At 58.6% G+C, this 18875-nt stretch carries 21 protein-coding genes; 12 read left to right on the forward strand and 9 right to left on the reverse strand.

Annotated features, from left to right (window positions below; all coding sequences use genetic code 11):
• Position 1: 1 nt before the first annotated feature.
• The 6 genes from QD409_RS13230 to QD409_RS13255 all read right to left on the reverse strand — a co-directional run bounded on the left by QD409_RS13230 (position 2) and on the right by QD409_RS13255 (position 5069).
• Complete coding sequence (locus QD409_RS13230; protein ID WP_092852051.1) at positions 2-1099, reverse strand: BMP family ABC transporter substrate-binding protein; 1098 nt, start codon at positions 1097-1099, stop codon at positions 2-4.
• A gap of 23 nt (positions 1100-1122) precedes the next feature.
• Positions 1123-2502, reverse strand: coding sequence for an amidohydrolase (locus QD409_RS13235; RefSeq protein WP_430762903.1), 1380 nt, complete (start codon positions 2500-2502; stop codon positions 1123-1125).
• A gap of 4 nt (positions 2503-2506) precedes the next feature.
• The gene (locus tag QD409_RS13240) at positions 2507-3163 is read right to left on the reverse strand and encodes a glutathione S-transferase family protein (RefSeq protein ID WP_092852055.1); all 657 of its coding nucleotides are present in this window, start codon (positions 3161-3163) and stop codon (positions 2507-2509) included.
• Entirely contained in the window at positions 3160-4005 is an 846-nt protein-coding gene (locus tag QD409_RS13245; protein WP_092852057.1) for an aromatic ring-hydroxylating oxygenase subunit alpha, read from the reverse strand. The genes QD409_RS13240 and QD409_RS13245 overlap by 4 nt, the downstream gene beginning before the upstream one ends.
• Entirely contained in the window at positions 4005-4646 is a 642-nt protein-coding gene (locus QD409_RS13250) for a Rieske (2Fe-2S) protein (RefSeq protein ID WP_092852059.1), read from the reverse strand. Before QD409_RS13250 ends, QD409_RS13245 begins: the two co-directional genes overlap by 1 nt.
• A gap of 138 nt (positions 4647-4784) precedes the next feature.
• A complete protein-coding gene (locus QD409_RS13255; RefSeq protein ID WP_092852061.1) occupies positions 4785-5069 on the reverse strand; it encodes an acylphosphatase in 285 nt (94 codons plus the stop codon).
• Between the two features lie 602 nt (positions 5070-5671).
• Between QD409_RS13255 and QD409_RS13260 the strand changes: the two genes are divergently transcribed.
• Positions 5672-5866, forward strand: a complete 195-nt coding sequence (locus tag QD409_RS13260; protein WP_092852063.1) for a hypothetical protein — start codon at positions 5672-5674, stop codon at positions 5864-5866.
• A gap of 198 nt (positions 5867-6064) precedes the next feature.
• Here QD409_RS13260 and QD409_RS13265 read toward each other — a convergent pair whose 3' ends face one another.
• Both QD409_RS13265 and QD409_RS13270 read right to left on the reverse strand, forming a co-directional pair.
• On the reverse strand, positions 6065-6859 hold the full coding sequence (locus QD409_RS13265; RefSeq protein ID WP_425348545.1) for a pyrroline-5-carboxylate reductase: 795 nt from the start codon (positions 6857-6859) through the stop codon (positions 6065-6067).
• Positions 6860-7579 (reverse strand): GntR family transcriptional regulator, encoded by a 720-nt coding sequence (locus QD409_RS13270; RefSeq protein ID WP_004119315.1) that lies wholly within the window; start codon positions 7577-7579, stop codon positions 6860-6862.
• Positions 7580-7777: 198 nt separating this feature from the next.
• Between QD409_RS13270 and QD409_RS13275 the strand changes: the two genes are divergently transcribed.
• From QD409_RS13275 to QD409_RS13325, 11 genes are all read left to right on the forward strand, one after another.
• The gene (locus QD409_RS13275; protein WP_092852065.1) at positions 7778-8611 is read left to right on the forward strand and encodes a substrate-binding periplasmic protein; all 834 of its coding nucleotides are present in this window, start codon (positions 7778-7780) and stop codon (positions 8609-8611) included.
• 68 nt (positions 8612-8679) lie between these two features.
• Positions 8680-9477 (forward strand): amino acid ABC transporter ATP-binding protein, encoded by a 798-nt coding sequence (locus tag QD409_RS13280; protein ID WP_092852067.1) that lies wholly within the window; start codon positions 8680-8682, stop codon positions 9475-9477.
• Positions 9474-10136, forward strand: coding sequence for an amino acid ABC transporter permease (locus tag QD409_RS13285; protein ID WP_092852069.1), 663 nt, complete (start codon positions 9474-9476; stop codon positions 10134-10136). The genes QD409_RS13280 and QD409_RS13285 overlap by 4 nt, the downstream gene beginning before the upstream one ends.
• A gap of 9 nt (positions 10137-10145) precedes the next feature.
• On the forward strand, positions 10146-10811 hold the full coding sequence (locus tag QD409_RS13290) for an amino acid ABC transporter permease (RefSeq protein ID WP_092852071.1): 666 nt from the start codon (positions 10146-10148) through the stop codon (positions 10809-10811).
• A gap of 30 nt (positions 10812-10841) precedes the next feature.
• Entirely contained in the window at positions 10842-11720 is an 879-nt protein-coding gene (locus QD409_RS13295) for a dihydrodipicolinate synthase family protein (RefSeq protein ID WP_092852073.1), read from the forward strand.
• A gap of 56 nt (positions 11721-11776) precedes the next feature.
• On the forward strand, positions 11777-13015 hold the full coding sequence (locus tag QD409_RS13300; RefSeq protein WP_430762904.1) for an NAD(P)/FAD-dependent oxidoreductase: 1239 nt from the start codon (positions 11777-11779) through the stop codon (positions 13013-13015).
• 34 nt (positions 13016-13049) lie between these two features.
• On the forward strand, positions 13050-14525 hold the full coding sequence (locus QD409_RS13305) for an aldehyde dehydrogenase family protein (RefSeq protein WP_092852076.1): 1476 nt from the start codon (positions 13050-13052) through the stop codon (positions 14523-14525).
• 12 nt (positions 14526-14537) lie between these two features.
• Positions 14538-15572, forward strand: coding sequence for a proline racemase family protein (locus QD409_RS13310; protein ID WP_092852077.1), 1035 nt, complete (start codon positions 14538-14540; stop codon positions 15570-15572).
• Between the two features lie 8 nt (positions 15573-15580).
• On the forward strand, positions 15581-16339 hold the full coding sequence (locus QD409_RS13315) for an SDR family NAD(P)-dependent oxidoreductase (protein WP_092852079.1): 759 nt from the start codon (positions 15581-15583) through the stop codon (positions 16337-16339).
• A 16-nt stretch (positions 16340-16355) separates the two neighbouring features.
• Positions 16356-17111: an SDR family NAD(P)-dependent oxidoreductase gene (locus QD409_RS13320; protein WP_092852081.1), complete on the forward strand. Its 756-nt coding sequence runs from the start codon at positions 16356-16358 to the stop codon at positions 17109-17111.
• A 116-nt stretch (positions 17112-17227) separates the two neighbouring features.
• Positions 17228-17473, forward strand: a complete 246-nt coding sequence (locus QD409_RS13325; RefSeq protein WP_092852083.1) for a hypothetical protein — start codon at positions 17228-17230, stop codon at positions 17471-17473.
• Between the two features lie 141 nt (positions 17474-17614).
• Here QD409_RS13325 and QD409_RS13330 read toward each other — a convergent pair whose 3' ends face one another.
• Positions 17615-18862 (reverse strand): enolase C-terminal domain-like protein, encoded by a 1248-nt coding sequence (locus QD409_RS13330; RefSeq protein WP_092852085.1) that lies wholly within the window; start codon positions 18860-18862, stop codon positions 17615-17617.
• Positions 18863-18875: the final 13 nt, after the last annotated feature.

Here is an 18875-nt window from a genome sequence, read left to right on the forward strand (position 1 = left end):
CTTACTTCGGCAGAGGTGTCTTTACACCTTTGACATGCCAGTCCATCGCGACGATCTGGGCATCGCTCAGCGTCGCGCCGGAAGCAGCGCCTTCGCTACCATCCGCCTTGGCGATCGGGCCGGTGAATGGCGAAAAGCCGCCGCTTGCGATCTTTGCCTCGATCTCTTTGATCTTGGCCATGGTGTCGGCCGGGATCGCCGGGCTCCAGTCGACGACTTCGACGACCTTGTCCGCAACGCCGAGGAAAGCGTTGGCGCCTTTGAAAGCGCCAGCAAAATGGGCATCGACGGACGCCTTGAAGAACGGCGACCAGTCCGTTGATACGCAGCCAAGGTAGGTCTTAGGCGCGTATTTCTTCATCGAGGAATTCAGGTTGAAGGCGTGAACACCGGCTTCCTCGCAGGCGGAAATGACAGAGGGTGTATCCTGAGCGTTCGAAAAGATCACGTCGCAGCCCTGCGAGATCAAGGCCTTGGCCGCCTCCTGCTCCTTGGCCGGATCGAACCAGGAATTGACCCAGACGACTGATACCTCGATGTCGGGCTTCACGGCCTGTGCGCCGAGTGTGAAGGCATTGATGGACGTGATCAGTTCGGGAATGGCAAAGGCGGAGACTGAACCGAGCTTACCCGTCTTGGAGACTGCGGCCGCCGCCATGCCGAGCAGGTACGTTCCTTGAAAGTACTTTGCGGCAAAGGGCGAGAAATTCGGTGCTACCTGGAAACCGGAGGCATGAAGGACTGTGACCTTGGGATTGCGCCGGGCAATCTGGAGCGCGCCGTTCTGATAACCGAACGAGCCGGCGATCAGGAAGTGGTTTCCATCGGCGACCGTCTTGTTCATGATACGGTCCGCATCCGGGCCTTCTGCGATGTTCTCGATGACGGTCACCTTGACCTTGTCGCCATAGGCACTCTTGATCGGATCCAGTCCGGCGGCCAGGGCGTGCCCCCAGCCGACATCGCCGATCGGCGAGGGTACGACAAGCGTTATGCCGAGCGGTTCGTTAGCGGCAAACGCGCGGCCGGTAAAGGCCGTTGCGAGGCCTGCTGCGGCCGCGCTCTTCATCAATGTTCTGCGGGTCAGATTCTTCTGCATCCCAGTTCCCCTTTTTTTGGTTTTCAGAATTCTACAGTTGCAAGAGCAGCCTCGGCCGCCGCAAACAGCGCGGCCTCATCCAGCCCGGTGAATTCACCGCCTTGCCAGACGATGCGTCCGTTAATCATGGTCATATCGGTGGGCATGCCGATCCCGACCTTGGCGATGAGGCTCAGCGGGTCATGCCGCGTCCCGACATAGTCCATCCGTCGCGTATCGATTGCGAAGAGGTCGGCCGCCATGCCCGGAGCAAGACGGCCGATATCGGTGCGCCCGAGCAGGCTCGCGCCTCCGTTTGTCGCATATTTCAGAAAGTCGAGCGGGGCGGGAACGGGGTGCACACGCGTGGAAGCCGTCAAGCACTGCAGCATGTAGGCGGAATGGATGCAATGCATGAGGTTCGAGTTGTCGTTCGATGCGGCTCCGTCGCAACCAAGGCCAATACGCAGGCCGAAGGCCTGCATCGCCGGGATGTCGGTCACTTCCGCGCCGACCAGGTAAACCGGCTCGGGGCAATGGGAGACGCCGGTACCGCTTGCCGCCATTTTGCGCAATTCGTCATGCGTCAGCTCCCAGCAATGGGCATAGAAGGTGTCGGGGCCTGCAAAACCCAATTCGGCGCAGTAGTCGACCGTGCGCATTCCATGCCGCGCCTTGATGACAGGGCTTTCACCTTCGCCGACATGCGTGTGCAACTGCACGCCACGATCCCGCGCCAACGAGACCGACTCGACGAAGGTTTCGCGATAACAATTGACCGGCTGGCAGGGAGCGACCACCACCTGGCGCATGCTGAAAGAGCCGGCATCGTGATAGCTATCGATCAATCGCGCGCAATCGGCGATGAATTCGTCCGTGGTTTCGAGCATGGCATCCGGGATCGTCGACCCCTCGGACTTCGGCAAGGTGTTGCCGCCGCGTCCTGCGTGAAAGCGCATCCCTAGAACTTCCGCCGCCTCGAATTGACGATCGATCAGCCGTTTTCCCGCATGTCTTGGAAAGCAATATTGATGGTCGAAGGCTGTAGTGCATCCATGCTTGATCATTTCCGCCATCGCGGTGACCGAGGCGTGATAGAAGCAGTCCTCCGTCAGCCGTGAGAAGATTGGATAGATACGGTCGAGCCATTCGATGACGGACAGCTTCGTCCAGTCAAGGTCGGCCCGATTGCGCACGAAGCACTGAAAGAAGTGGTGATGGGTGTTGACGAGCCCCGGATAGACGAACCAGCCGGAGGCATCCTGGACAACGGTGCCCTCGGGCAACAGGTTTAGCGACAGGTTCTCCCCAATCGCCTGGATCGCCGGACCTTTGGTCAGCAGGTCCACGTTTCGGCGCACGCTCGGTCCATTGCCCTCATCGACGATAACAGCCGCACAGTTTTTCAGAAGATAACCGGTCATCCCATCATTTCTCCCCTGCAAGGAGAGGATCGGGTTTCAACTCGTGCAGGCGGTGAATGCCGGGCATTTCGATGAAACCGTTCAGGCTGCGGATGGCGCGCAGCCAGAGCCTGATTAAGGGATAGGGATCAAGTGAGAGGCCACCATCGGGCGCAAGGGCCACATAGGGGAAGCAGGCGATGTCCGCGATGGTTGCCTGGTTTGCCGCAAGGAAACGCATGCCGCGCTCGCCCCGTTCGAATAGGCCTGCTTCCAGCTCGCGCAACGCCGCGATCCCTTGAGCCTGCAAAGCCTTTATGTCTCCGGGGCGCAGGAGCATCTCGTGGAGCCGCGCACCGCCAAGATTCGCCGTCAGGCGATGCGAAAAGGAAAGCCATTGCTGCACGCGCGCCGTCTCCTGCGGCGAACCGTGGCCCAGCCATTCCGGCGCATTGTTGGCGGCGAGATAGGCAAGCATTGCCGACGACTCGGTAAGCACAAGATCGCCATCCTCGAGGATCGGGATGGATCCCGCCGGATTGAGCGCGAGAAGCTCCGGGCCCCGATGCTCCGCACCGGGATGGAAGTCGACCGACCGGATGTCGAGCTTAATGCCCAGGATTGCGGCCATGAGCCGTACCTTGTAGCAGCTCGGCGATAAAATATAATCGTAGAGCTTCATTGTGCGACCAATTGTGCGCCGTAGGTATAGTTATGTCGCTTGAGCCACCGCCTATAGGCGACCGATGTCAGGTCCGCCCTTGTCGGAATTTCCATGCCGGGATCAAGCGGAAGAAGGGTGGGTATCTGGTTTTCGAGGATCGAACGATCCTGCAGGAAGATCATCTGTTGAAAGTGGATGAGATCGGTCATTGGCGTATCATCGTCGAAGAGAGCCATCCACGGCCAAACGTCGCAAAGGTCTTCCGCGAGAGGCTGCACGAACAGCGTAATGACGTCCCATTCACCCGGTCGCGGAGGGCACGTCTTATAAAGCACCGAACAGGTAGGTGCCGGCACACGGTACATATATTCGGTCGTAATGCCGCCAGTCGCCGACTTTGCGGCCTGCGGCTGGTAGAATTTCACTTGCGTTGCCCAGACTTCATCTTCGTTCTCGCGGATCTCGACCTTGTAATTTTCGACCTCCGTATGCGGTTCCGCACCGAGGATGTCGGTGTGAACGAAGGGAAAATGAGCGATGTCGAGAAAATTCTCGACGGCACGGAGCGGCGAGCAGCGCACGCGGATCACGCCGACATCGACGAAACGGCGACCTGGCTGATCGGCCTCTGGAATGGCAAAAAGCTCCTTATCCGGGTTCCCGAGGGAAGACCAGACATGGCCATACCGGACGCGGACGGGGAGGGTTTGCCCATTGCCTGTCACCACCTGCGCATTTCCATTGTGATCGCGCGCGACCTCGATCGCTTCGCCCATTAGATAGGTGTTGCTCCCTTTTTCGCTGAGCTGGCTGAAGAGGCCGACTGGATACCATTCGTCGATCATTGCGCCGCCTGTCATTATGCATTCTCCCTTTGGCGCTCTTCCGCCTGGCGACGGAGGGATTCGGCAATGCGGGAAGCCGTCAGGCGGTCTGCCGAGCCGCGGTCTGGTTCGATCATGAGATGAATGAGCGTACGCTTTTCCTGTGGTGCCAGCAGCAGCCTGATCCATGGGAATTCAAGCACGCGGATGAGCCCGTTCGCGTCGGTCTTTGCTCTCGCCGCCCGCTCGACCGCCGTAACATCTGTTTCCGCAGTCAACGAGCGTAGCGGTATAAGCCTGTCAAATCGTGGGGGCTGCATCGCCGGTTGCCCAACTGCGACCCACAAAATACCGCCGGATTCTTCGACCTGCTGAACAGCGACACGGATGGTTTCCGGAGGCGTCAGATCTGGATGAGCCGGAATGCGAATGCATCCGCCCGATGGAGAATAGCTCCATCCGTGATAGATGCAGGACAGCGCTTCGCCACGCACGAAGCCGTGCGACAGCCTCATTCCGCGATGCGGACAGCGATCTGATGATGCCGTCACGCCGCCCGACTGACTGCGCCATAGAGCAATCGGGCCGACCGATGTCCGGGCCGGTATGACGGTTCCTGGTGGTAGATCAGAAGAAAGGGCAACTGGCACCCATGATCCGGCCCCATCAGATGGCATAGCCTTGACTCTCTTAATTTTACCAATGACTTGGCGTCATTGGACATGAGCAGGTGCTGATCCCTGCATCCCCTCAGCTTTTAGAGGTTTGCATAAATAATTCGCATTGGCAACATTGATGAAATAAAAGGCAATATATCAGAGATTTCTAAGATGCGATGATTCCGGACCATCCATGATCCTGCGCTGAATCTCTTCGACCCAGACATCAATCGGACCGAGCGAGCAGGCCATTTCCAACATGTCGATCAGTTCCATGGGGCCTGTTACTTCAAGCTCGATCCGGTCGGTATCAGAATAGAAGAAGGTCTGGGAGAGTCCGAGCTTGTTAGCATGGCGCCGAATCCACGGAACGAATGAGGCCGAGTTGACATTGCCCAGGATTGTCATGCGTTCTCGAAACTCGCCCTGCTGCAACTGCATCTGTAAATGCCTCTTGTTTCAAATCGGGGTGAAAGAATAGCTGTATGGCGAGTTTGCGAAAGAGCCTGAGCCAATTAAACATATCATTCGTCAATGTTGCCTGGGAATTGCCTCAAGATTCAAGTTGCATCATTGGCTTGGGTTTAGAGGTATATTCCATACCAACGCTTCAGCCTTGACCCCCTCCTTGGATTTGCTCAACGCGAGTCGGCAGGTCGAACTTGCTTTTCCCGGCAATCCCGATTGTTCATTCCATCGTCATCTTTCACTGAGCGATGCCCACAGAGCATTCCGGTTCGAGTGGTTTGTTCCAACCCTGACGTGTTGATTCCGCCAGGAAATGGTCCTCCGATGATGGATGCTGATAGCTTCGAAATAGACATGAGAATGTGTCAGTCGCTGAGGTACGGAAGTTGGCGAAGTTTTGGCCCTTTCGATAGCAACGGTGAGGTGGTCACCATCTCGATATGTAGAGGAAATCTCATTCCGTCGACACGCCAAGGTGACGTGTCGATCCTGCATCGCGCGAAAATGATCAAACCGTTGTCAGCATTCTTAAAGCGACGCCACCGGCCGGCATCGTCGGAGAGGATCGCCATGCGATGGCAGAGACACGAAGATCTGACGATCTGGCTTTAGCATGGTCGGAGGCGTGGGGAAGAGGTGACGCGTGGCGTGAAGCACTCGCGAAGGGTTTAGAGATGATGCTGAAAAAGTTCGCCGCGGTCGTGCACGGTGCCCTCTTGGGCGGCTTCGGTCGGATAAAGGAGACTCCGAAAAAATTCGGGTTCTACTGAAAGGATTTTAAGCGAAAATAGGCCCCATAATAGTCTAACAGGCCACACAGTCTGAGTGAAATCAGATGCCTGTCCAATTTCCCGCACATGCCGGCGGTTCAAATCCCATCAAGACCAACATTTGCGGCCCACCGGAAATTTCGTGGGGCAATAACATGGCGGGTCTGAAGTTAAGCCCGTTTTTAACGAGCCATGCTCTCAGATATCGGTACTGCATCCTTCGATGCGAGCTAGGACCCGATCCAATGCCGACACCAGCGTGGCGCGCCCACCCTTCGTCTCAAAATCCGACAGGACCTGCGCATTCAGCCCGCCCTTCGTTGCGAATTCTTCGCTGAGCGTATGAAACGAATGGACGTGTCCTTCATTGGCCCGCCGTGCGAGGCTTTCAAACAGCGGCGCAATATAAGCTTGCCCCTTTGATCGATCGAGCCCGTTGTTTTCCAGCCAGTCGGTCGTGAACTCCATGACCCCGAAGAAGGTCGACATCATGGCGCTGGCAGCAGCAAGAAGATCATATTCCTTTCGGGATTCGCATTGAACAGCCGTGCCAAGCGCATCGAAGAGGGCAGCTATTTCAGGATTGGGAGGGTAGATGGCGGTCACGCCCCGGCGATCTGCGACGAAAGGCAAGGGGATTGCCTGCACGAGGTCTATCTCGGCCCGGATCCAGTCGAGCAAGTTTTGGCGCTCCATCGTTGCGACGACGCTGACGACGCTCTGTTCATTCCTGAAACGAAGCCCGCGTATGACCTCTTCGGCGATCTGCGGACGTATGGCCAGGACCGCAATGTCGCTGCGATCGACCACCGTCTGGTTGTCCGCCGCCACAGTTACCCTGTCGAATTTGGCGGCAAGTCTTGCTGCGATGTCCGCGTTGCGAGGCGAGACATAAACCTCAGATATATGCGCTGGTTCGGCAAGGAGGCCTTGCACCATGGCTTCGGTGATCGCACCGGTTCCGACAAAGCCGATAGTCTTCATATCTGCCATCTACTCTGCGGCTCGTGCGGGTCCGAGCGGGACATCGGTTGTATAGTTCTCGCGCATGAAATTGATGAAGTTATCCTGGAACTGGCGCGTGTGAGCATGGGCGAGCTCATCTGCCAAGTCGACATTCTTATCCCGAATTGCCTCCAGCATCAGGCTATGCTCGTCCGTGAGGAGATATCCCTCGTGGGTGCGTTCCAGATATTCGAAATGCAGGTGCAGCATGCGCTGGCCCTGCGACAGGAGCTTCTCATAGAAAGATGCGAGATAGTGGTTCTTTCCGGCATAGGCGATCGCCATGTGGAATTCCTTGTTCGCCTCCGACATCGCCAGATGATTTCCGACTTTCACGGCGGTCGCGAATGCCTTTTCCCGTTTGGCAATTAATTTGAGGTCGGTATCGGTTCGAAGCGCTGCCGCCAGGCGAGTGTTCATCCGCTGCGCGATGTCGAGCGCCTCCACATACTTCGGAAAGCTTCCCACTTCGATGGGTGCGACGATCGTGCTGCGGTTGGACAATGTGACGACGAGTTCGTCCGCGCCCAGGCGGATCAAGGCTTCGCGCACCGGCGATCGCGACATGTCGAAGCGCTCGGCCAGGGTTGTTTCATCGAGAAGCTGCCCCGGCGGCAGAGTGAGAGCCAGGATCTCGTTCCGCAGCGTTTCATAGACGCTTTTCCAGCCGGTTCCCCGGACCCGTTTCACTTCAGTCTCGTCAGACACTTAAGTCCCTTTCATTCGCACATATGACATTGGGCCAGAAAAACAGTGCATCGGCAATGTAATTTTTTCGCTTGACTTTGTCGACACGCTGTTGACATAAATTTGCTAGTCGACACGTAGCCGACAGAAAAATCGAAAAGAAACGGCCAAAGCCGACGAGTGGAACCGCGCTTCGCGCACAGCAAAAGAGGAATGCCGATGCTTTCGAAGTTGATCACGTCCGCCTTGCGGGCGTTGCCTGCGCTCGCCCTTATGGCAAGCGTTTCCGCAACCAGCACCTATGCCCAGACCGCTGATGGCTATTGGCAAGGCGTGCAGAAGGCCGGTGTACTGAGATGCGGCGCGGCGGTCGCTCCGCCCTACGTTATGCGCGACCCGGCAACCGGCGAATACTCGGGTTTCTTTGCCGATCTCTGCAAGGAGTTCGCCGACGTTCTCAAGGTGAAGCCGCAATTCGTCGACACGACCTGGGACAATATCGTTGCCGGTCTTCAAGCCGGAAAATGGGATGTGTCACTGGCGCTGAACCGGACGGCGGCCCGCGCCATGGCGGTCCAATTCTCGATCCCGGCGATGGAGTATCAGATCTCGCTCGCCTACAATAAGAACAATCCGAAGATCCCGGCGACTGCAGTCTCCGTCTCCGACATCGATAAGGCTGGCGTCACGATCGCAGTCATGTCCGGCACGGCTCAGGACAAGGCGATCTCTGCAGCCGTGAAGAGCGCAACCATCATGCGCCTTCCGGGCAATGACGAGACGCGGCTGGCCCTTACCTCGAAGCGAGCCGACATTCTGGTCGACGCATCCGATACCAACCAGCTTCTCACCCAGGCAAATCCCGATTGGGCGGTGGCCCTGAACCCGAAGCCTGCGCTTGCCAAGCAAGGCGTCTCCTTCGGACTGCCGCACAACATGTCGGCCTCGGATGTCGAAGTCGCTAACATCTTTCTCGAGGAGAAGGTTGCCACCGGTCATGTCGAAGAACTTATCCGCAAGGCCGTCGGCGAAGTTCTCAAGGGAGCAAAATAAGTCCCGCCCGGCGTCGGCGCTTTTCCGCCGACGCACTCTCTCGCTGTTCAGACAAACCGAGATCGGCCATGACCATGTCCTTCAGCCTTCCCCTCGTCAAAATGCAGGCGCTCCACAAGAGCTATGGCAATGGAGCCATCCAGGTGCTGAAAGGCATCGACATCGAAATGAAGCCCGGCGAACGCGTCGTGGTCATCGGCCCGAGCGGCGGTGGCAAGAGCACGCTGCTCAGGGTGATGATGGGTCTCGAGCAGGTTGACAGCGGGTCGATCAGCTTTGATGGGAAAGCCTATATTTCGTCCGAAAGCCTCGGCAAAAAAACCCTCATCGATACGGAAGTCCGCCGGTCGATCGGCATGGTCTTTCAGCACTACACGCTCTTTCCGCATCTGAATGTGATGCAAAACCTCGTTCTTGCGCCATGCAAGGTGCGTGGGGAAGCCAAGGCGCATGCGGTGAACCGCGCCCAGGCTCTCCTCGAGCGGTTTGGTTTGGGAGCAAAGGCCAAAGCCTATCCGGCCCAGCTCTCCGGCGGTCAGAAGCAGCGCGTCGCCATCGCCCGCGCCTTGATGCTGGACCCCAAGCTGATGCTTTTCGACGAGGTCACGTCGGCACTGGATCCCGAGCTTGTCAGCGAGGTCGAGCAGGTGATCCTTCAGCTGGCATCACAGAACATGCCGATGATGATCGTGACGCACGACATGTGGTTTGCGAAGAATATTGCCTCGCGCGTGATTTTCTGTGCGGGTGGCGTCGTCGTCGAGGACGGTCCTCCCGAGCAGGTGCTCGGCTCCCCCAGGGAAGAACGCACCAAGGAATTCATCGATCGCGTCTTCCACATCAAGCAGCAGGGGGCGGTTGCGTGAATTACACGTTCGACTTCAACGCTGTATCGATCGCGCCGCTGCTGCAGGGGTTGTGGGTTTCTCTGGAGCTGACGGCGGCGGCTAATGTCATCGGCATCGTTATGGGCTTTGGCCTGGCTCTTCTGATCATGAGTCCGTACAGGCCAGTTCGCTTGCCGTTTATGCTGTTTGTCGAATTTTTTCGCTGCACGCCGGCCATCGTTCAGATCGTCTGGATATTCTACTGCGTTCCGATGATCTTCGATGTCTTCCTGGACCCGATCACCATGGGTGTGCTGGCGCTCGGGCTGAACCTCATGGCCTTCAACGCCGAGGCCTATCGAGCAGCGATCCAGGCGGTTCCGCGCGAGCAGCTCGATGCTGGCATCGCGCTCGGCCTGTCGCCGTTGCAACGCGTACTCTACATCGTCTTTCCAACTGCATTCCGTGCCTCGATCCCCGTCCTGCTAACGAACGGCATCGTTATCTTCCAGCAGAGTGCGCTGGTAGCGATCGTCGCAATCCAGGACCTCATGTACCAGGGAAAGACGCTCGCGACCGAAACGTACCGACCGATCGAGACATTCACGGTCGTGGCGCTGATCTATTTCGCCGTATCCTTTCCGATCACGCAGATCGTCGGCTTCCTTGAACGCCGCCGGCAGCTTCTCGTCAGCTAGGAGGCCACGATGGCCCTCGATTTCTCGATCCTTCTCCGTTTCGAGCATGCGCTTTTGCTCGGTCTCTGGATGACCGTCAAATTGACTGTCATGTGCGTCCTGCTCGGATGCTCTCTCGGCTTTATGGTGGGTCTTGCCAGAACCTCCCGCAATGTCGCGATGCGGGCCATCTCCGGCGTCTATGTCGAATTCTTTCGCGGAACGCCGGTGCTCATCCAGCTCTTCTGGATCTTTTTCTGCCTGCCTCTGCTGCTCGGTGTCGAGCTGTCGAACCTCGCATCAGGCGTTATTGCCCTGACCCTTTATATGGGGGCGATCACCAGCGAAACGTTCCGGGCGAGCCTGAAGTCGATTGGATCGGAGCAACTGGATGCCTGCGTTGCGCTCGGGCTTCCGCGAAGCGTTCAGATTGTCAATGTCGTGCTTCCGCAGGCCGTGCTGCGCGCGATCCCGACATTGCTGTCGAACTGCGTTAGCCTGTTCAAGGAAAGCGCCCTGGTTTCGGCCGTCGGCATGGCCGATCTGATGTTCGTTGGTCAGAACATCTCGAACAATACCGCGCGTCCCGTTGAGGTGCTGACCGTCGTCGCGCTGATCTATTTCGTCATCGCATTTCCGCTGACGCGAGCCGTCTCGCTCGTCGAGGTGCGCATACTCAAGAAACTCGCCATCTAAACGCAATTGCCTCACATACAGGAGACTTCCATGAAACTGTCCGGCGTCATGCCCGCGCTCATCACCCCCTTTGATGCGAACGGCAGGGTCGATTTCAAGGCCTTCGAAAAGCATCTCATCGCGTTGCGCGCTGCCGGCGTGACCGGATGGGTGCCCATGGGCTCGACGGGTGAATACTCGGCAATGTCGAACGCCGAGCGCGACGACGTGTTGAGGTTCGTCAGGGATTTCGCAAGAGAAGGCGAAGCGCTGATTGCCGGCACGAATGCGCCTGCAAGCCGGGAGGTCATCGAGAATACGCTACGGGCGAAGGAGATCGGCTACGATACCGTTCTGCTGGCGACGCCCTTCTACACGCGCCCGACGCAGGACGAACTGCTTGCGCATTTTCGCAACGTGCTCGATGCCACCAATATCAACCTCGTACTCTACAGCTATCCCTATAAGGACGGCGTCGAGATCGGTTTCGGCATCCTCGACGCGCTTGCTGACGACCCTCGTGTTTTGGGCATCAAGGAAAGCTCCGGCTCCCTCCAGCGTGCGATCGATATCCACTCACGCTACAAGGGCCGCATCGACTTGATCTCCGGGTCGGACGACATCGCTCTCGACTTCATGTTCTGGGGTGCTGACGCCTGGATCTGCGGGCCGGCCAACTGCATGGCAAAGGCATGCGTCGATCTTGATCGAACCTTCCGCTCCGGTGATCTTGCAAGCGCACGAGAGAAGATGATCGTGCTTTATCGCGCGATGAACATTCTCGAGAGCGGCAAGTTCGTGCAGAAGGTCAAGTATGGCTGCGAGCTACAAGGCCTGCCGGTCGGCAACTGCCGCGCGCCGCTGGGCGAACTGACGGCTGATGAAAAAGCTGAATTCAAGGTCGCGATGCAACCCATCCTGAATTGGTAACCAAATTGGTATCGAGGTGCGGTGGTGCCTCGATGCACATTTTCTGAGGAAGTGAAGTGGCTTCAATCATCGTTGTCGGCGCCGGCATAATCGGAACCAGCCTTGCTTATGAGTTGCAGCGCCGCGGCCAAACCGTCATGCTCATCGATAAGAGTGCGCCGGGGCAGGGTGCTTCCTATGGGAATATGGCCAGCATCGCTGTGACGGAATTCATGCCCGCCTCGCGTCCCGGTATCTGGGCGCAGATGCCCAAATGGCTTCTTGATCCCGAAGGACCTGTTCGCATCCGGCCCGCCTATGTGCCGCGGCTGATCCCCTGGTTTCTGCGTTTCATGGCCGCAAGTCGCCCATCGAAGTTGAGAGAGCTCGAGGAAGCCGGTGCGACGCTGTGCGCGCGCGTTCACGAGGATCTGGAGGCGTTCCTCAGGACGACCGGCCTTCAGCACATGCTGAGTACCGAAGGGTGTCTCAGCCTCTATGCAGACGAGGCGGAGTTTCGGGCCGATCGCGAGCATATCGAAATTCTGGAACGCTTTGGCTTCCGACACGAAATCCTTGGCGACAACGCGATCCGCGATCTTGAACCGGCACTGACGACGAAGATCGGCAAAGCTGTCCTGTTCCCAGACAATCGTTCGATCGCGGACCCCTATAAGTTCGTGCTTGCTATTGCCGACAGGTTCAAGGCTTTGGGGGGCGTCATCGAGCAAGGGGCAGTAATTGGCTTCGAACATCGCGAAGACCGCATATCTGCCCTTCGGCTGAACGATGGCCGAGTGTTCGCCGCAGACAGGTTTGTTCTCGCCGCGGGAGCCTTTACGGCAAGGCTCTCGATCATGCTGAGGGAGCATATCCCGCTTGAAACCGAGCGCGGTTACCACACCCAAATCATGGATCCCGGTGTTTCGATGCGTCATTCGATCATATGGCCTGCACGCGCCTTTATGGTCACGCCGACAGCCGGTGGCATCAGGGTCGGCGGGACGGTCGAGATGGCCGGCCTTGATGCGCCGCCCGACTACCGTCGGGCAAAAGTGCTGGTGAAGCGAGCGAAGGAAGCGTTGCCCGATCTGCAAGTGCGTCAGGCAACAGAGTGGATGGGACACCGCCCGGCGCTTCCCGACACGGTTCCCGTAATGGGGCCGTCAGCCAAGCGAAGAAACGTCTGGTACGCGACCGGTCACGGCCATTTGGGCCTGACCTACGCGGCAACGACCGCCCGGCTGATGGGAGATATCATTACGGGCCTCAAACCACCCGTGGACATGAAACCTTATCGCGTCGACCGGTTCTAGAACCGAGGCGACCTGTGGCAGCAAGGAATTGAAGATGCGAAGCGAACTCTACATAGACGGCAAGTGGGTCAAGTCTCTCAAGGGTGGCGTCTGTGAGGTGATCAATCCGGCGACGGAAGAGGTTATACAGACGATCGCCGCGGCAACGGCTGAGGATGTCGACATCGCGGTCAGGGCGGCCAGGCGCGCCTTCGACCAAGACGGCTGGCCGAAGCTTTCCGGCGGACAGCGCGCGAAATACCTGCGTGCGATTGCTGACGGTATTCGCGCCCGTCAGGCGGAGATCGCTCGACTGGAGGTCATCGACAACGGCAAGCCGTTGCCGGAGGCCGATTGGGACATTGCCGATGCTGCCGGTTGCTTCGATTTCTATGCAGGCCTCGCCGAGCAGCTCGATAATAATCCCGAGGAGGTCATCTCTCTTGCCGACGACCGCTTCGTTTCCAAAGCAGTCAAGGAGCCCATCGGCGTCGCCGGTGCGATCATTCCCTGGAACTATCCCCTGCTCATGGCCGCCTGGAAGGTTGCTCCCGCTCTGGCCGCAGGCTGCACGATCGTCCTCAAGCCCGCCGAGCTGACGTCGCTCACCGCGTTGGAGCTCGCCGCAATCGCGGATGAAGCTGGACTTCCGCCTGGTGTCCTCAACATCCTCACGGGTTCGGGTTCGATCGCCGGACAGGCAATCATCGACCATAAGGGCGTCGACAAGCTGGCCTTCACAGGCTCCGGCCCGGTGGGATCGAAGATCATGGCGGCCGCCGCCCGCGACATCAAGCGCGTCAGTCTCGAGCTTGGCGGCAAGTCGCCATTCGTCGTGTTCGAAGATGCCGATATCGACGCGGCCGTCGAATGGATCATGTTCGGCATCTTCTGGAACCAGGGCCAGGTCTGCTCGGCGACTTCGCGCGTGCTCGTTCATCAGGACATTTATGAGCGCCTGTTAGCGCGCCTCGTCGAGGAGACGGGCAAGATCAGGATCGGCAACGGTCTGGACGACGGTGTCCTTCTCGGCCCTTTGGTGTCGAAGCGCCAGTACGAGCAGGTCGTCGCTGCGATCGAGGGCGCACGGAAGGCCGGAGCGACGATTGCATGCGGCGGAACGCGGCCGGAAGGGTTCGACAAAGGCTATTATTTGCGTCCGACTGTGCTTACGGATGTTCCGCTCGATAGCGAAGCCTGGGTTGAGGAGATCTTCGGTCCTGTCGTCTGTATCCGGCCCTTCGAGAGTGAGGCGGAAGCGATCGAGCTTGCCAACGACTCCCGTTTCGGCCTTGCCGCCGCCGTCATGTCGAAGGACGATTCCCGAGCAGAGCGCGTCGCAGCGGCCTTCCGGGCAGGTATCGTCTGGATCAACTGCTCTCAGCCGACATTCACCGAGGCGCCATGGGGCGGATACAAGGAATCCGGGATTGGTCGCGAGCTCGGCCGCTGGGGTCTCGAAAATTATCTCGAGACCAAGCAGATCACCAAATATGTCTCCGATAAGCCCTGGGGCTGGTACATCAAGTAAGGGGTCGATCGGATGCGTTTTGACAGATCTCTCGAACTGCTGCTTGTTCATTGTCAGGGCGAGCTCGGCCACGTCCTCGTCGATGGTGCGCCTGAGGTGCCCGGTGCGACCATGCTCGACAAGATGAACCACATCAACAATGTTGACGACAGTCTCCGTCGTTTCGTCACTTTCGAGCCACGCGCCAATGTCGCCATGTCCGTCAATCTGCTCGTCGCTCCGACGCGCGATGATGCGGATGCCGGATTCATCGTTCTGCAGGCCGACCGGGCACATCCGATGTCGGGCAGCAACTGCATCTGTGTGGTCACGGCTCTTCTGGAAAGTGGCCATGTACCGATGACCGAGCCGGAGACCACCGTTCGACTGGACACCCCGGCCGGTCTGATCGTCGCCCGTGCACGGTGCGAGAGCGGCCGCTGTGTCGGCGTGAGCCTCGACAATGTGCCGAGCTTCGCGGAATTGCTTGACCACGACATCAATACGCCCGCCTGGGGACGGATCAAGATCGATGTCGCCTTTGGCGGCGTCTACTACGCACTGGTCGATGCGAACCAGATCGGACTTAAGATCGAACCGAGAAACGCCCGCGCGCTTGCCGAGGCTGGCATCGAATTGAAGCGTCTGGTGGGGGAGCTCGTCAAGGTCGCTCATCCGACGTTGCCGGGCCTCGCCGAGATTGCCTATGTCATGTTCCGTGAAATGGAACCGGACGGGGCCATTCGAACCTGCACGACGCTACGGCCGGGCCGTGTCGATCGCTCGCCATGCGGAACCGGCAGTTCCGCCAATCTTGCGGCCCTTTACGCACGAGGCGTCGTCTCTGTCGGGGACATCCGCACATCGCGTTCCATTATTGGTGGGGAATTCAAGGCCGAAGTCATCGGCGAAACGGAAGTCGGTGGCCGTAAGGCGATCCTTCCTCGCATCACGGGACGCGGCTATGTTTACGGCCGCTCGCAACTGCGCCTTTCGGAAGACGATCCATTTGTGGCCGGCTTCGCGCTCTCCGATACATGGGGACCGCAAGTCGACCTGTTGAGGTGAGGGCAATCATGGACAGATGGCTTCAAGGACAGACCATATTGGTCACTGGGGCATCCGGCGGAATAGGCGCCGCGATTGTCGAGCGGCTTGCTGCCGAAGGCGCAAGGCCGATCATTCACTTCAGCCGGGACAAGGCCGGCGCGAAAGCCTTGCTGGCGCGCATCGGCGGTCACGGCTGGATCATCCAGGCCGACCTCTCCACGCCGGAAGGGCCGTTCGAGCTATGGCGACGGACAGTCGAAGTCGCTGGACGCGTCAACGGGCTCGTCAACAATGCTGGAATCCGGACGGAAGTGCCCATCGAACTCTCTGCCGCTGACTGGAGAGCGGCGTGGCAGAAGGAGTTTCAGATCAACTTCTTTGCCGCTGCCGACCTTTCCAGGGATGCGATCCTCCATTTCAAGGCAAATGGCGGCGGCCGTATCGTCAACATCGCCAGTCGGGCCGGGCAGCGCGGTTACGCGGCCGACGCCATGCCCTATGGGGCGACCAAGGCGGCACTCGTCAATCTGACGAAGTCGATCGCCCGCAGCTTCGGTGGCGAAGGTGTGACTGCAGTTGCGATCGCTCCCGGCTGGGTGCGCACGGACATGGCGGAGGATTTTATCGCCGCGCATGGAAAAGCAGCAGCCGTCGCGGACATTCCGATCGGCGAAATGGCCGCGCCGTCCGAGGTGGCCGAACTTGTCGCATTCGTTCTGCGGCCCAGCCAGGCGTCGCTGAATGGAGCTACTCTCGATGTCAACGGCGGAAGCTATATTCGGTAATAAGGAGGTGGTTCTCATGAAGCGTTTTGAGGGAAAGGTTGCGATCGTCACGGGAGCGGGAGGCGGGATCGGCTCGGCGATCGCCAGGCGCCTGTCGAGCGAAGGGGCATTTGTCATCGTGACGGACGTGAACGTCGAGGCCGCCACGCAGGTCGCCAGCGACATCCGGTCTGAGGGCGGCAATGCGACTGTAATCTCAGCAGATCTTTCGAGGAAAGACGCATGCTTCAGCCTCGTGGAGCAGGCATTCGGCTTGCATAATCGCGTAAATATCCTCGTAAACAACGCAGGCATCAATCGCCGCGGCAATCTGCTGTCGCTGTCTGATGAGGACTGGGACATCAGCTTCACCGTCAATCTCGATTCTATGTTCCATCTGTGCCGAGCAGTTCTTCCGCACATGATTGTGGCTGGCGGCGGCGCGATCGTGAATACGGCTTCGCAATGGGGGCTCTATCCCGCGCCCAATCATATTGCCTATAACACTACCAAGGCAGCCGTTGCGGCATTTACCCAGAATTTGGCTCGTGACTACGCACCCGACAAGATTAGGGTCAATGCAGTCTGCCCGGGCGAGATCCACACGCCAATGCTGGAAGCGGGGGTCAAACGCTCCGGTCGGACGATCGCTGATCTGGATAGGCTCGTGCCATTCGGGCGCATCGGCAAGCCCGAGGAGGTTGCCGCGCTTGTTGCCTTCCTGGCGTCGGACGAAGCTGCCTTCATGTGTGGGTCCCTGGTCGAGGTTACCGGTGCTCAGGCGGTGGCTTAGGATGCTGAAAACTCGGATCCGCATCCGGCTCCGAACTTTCCACCTATCTTTGAAAACGACCTCTGCCGGATTCCGCAGTTGTAGCATCCGCACAGTAAGTGTTCGGTGATCTCCTAATGGGAGGCAAGGTCCGCGGCAACCAGCAACGTCTTGCCGTGGTTGCCAAGCCATTCGTCGCTTACAAGATTGTATTCAAGGGCGTGCCGATGGTCGTGAAGAGGGCGCTAAACTCCTTCGACACCGGCCAGGCGGATGCAGCCTACTCGCTCTGCTACAAGAAGAGCCAGCTCTTCCGCCGGAGTCGATGCTCCTTAAGAACAGCGGTCTCAGGCTGGAGGCGGACTTTGCTCGTCTCTTCATGAAATACGCCGCTCTGGGTTGCGGGACCATTCAGGAGGGCGATCGGGCGCAAGCGCTAGCCCGCATTCTTTGAGAAACCACGTGCGATGTAGCTGTTCTTAAAAAGCCCCGGCTAAGGAGGTTTTTACGCGACTCGCTCGAACTCAATAATCCACGATCCGGTCGTCGGTCGGATCCGCCCAGCGCGTATTCGGCACGGTGGAGAACCAGCCGGGCCGGGCCGGATCGCGATCGTAGAGATAGCCGCCCAGCGATTTATAGAGATCCGAATATTTGCCCAATTTCTCGCGGTCTATTTCCACGCCGAGGCCTGGGCCGGTGGGCACTTTGATCGCGCCGTCAGTATATTTCATCGGACCTCCGACGATGATGTCGTCGGTCAGCTGGTGATAATGCGCGTCTGCAGTATAGACGAGGTTCGGTAGCACGGCGCCGAGATGCAACATGGTTGCGAGCTGAATGCCAAGCTCTCCGGAGGAGTGGACGGCTACCCCCAACTGGAATGTCTCGCACACGCCTGCCGCCTTGATGCAGGGCCGGATACCGCCCCAGAAGGTGGTGTCTAGCAGGATCACGTCGACGGCCGGGTTCAGGACGTTGGTCGCAAGCTGCTCGAAGTTGATGACGATGGTGTTCGTGGCGAGCGGCATGTGCGTGTTTTCCCGCACGCGGCGCATGCCGTTGAGACCCCAGGTCGGGTCCTCGTAGTAGTCGTTGTTGAGGTCCTCGATGCCCTTGGCAAACCGTATTGCCTCTTCGACGCTGAAGGCGGCGTTCGGATCATAGCGGACGGAATCGGCACCGACCGCCTTTGCCAGCGCTCGGAAGACTTCGAGCTCGTAATCCGGCGCAAAGACGCCGCTTTTCAATTTGTGAGCCTTGAAGCCGTGGCTGCGCTTGAGTTCCAGCGCCTGCTCGATCAGCTGGTCGGCGGTTCGGATTTCGCCCTTGCCGGTATCCTTGTTAGGCAGGCGAAAGAAGAGATAGCTCGCAAAGCCGACCTCATCGCGCATTTTTCCGCCAAGGAGGTCATAGGCAGGCACACCGAGAAACTTGCCGATAATGTCGATGCAGGCAAATTCGATGGCCGCGTGCATTTGTGTGCGGTTGTTGTAGAGGCTGGCGGTGGGATTGCAGATTTTGAAGCGCAGTTGCTCGAGCTCGAACGGGTCGTGTCCGACAAGATAAGCCTTAAGCGAACGGAACGCTGCTTCGGCACTTTCGCCACCTCCACCCATTTCGCCGAGGCCGACGATACCGACATCCGTCTCGATCTCGATGATCGTGCGCACGAAGCGACCCCAATGCGCGCCGTTGGAGTGCCGCAGCGGCGCTTCGAGCGGCACGGTCACGGTTGTCGCGCGGATGTCGATGATCTTGGGACGCTTCATGCCAGTCTCCGTT

Source organism: Rhizobium sp. BR 315, from assembly GCF_050577975.1.
Taxonomy (GTDB): Bacteria; Pseudomonadota; Alphaproteobacteria; order Rhizobiales; family Rhizobiaceae; genus Rhizobium; species Rhizobium miluonense.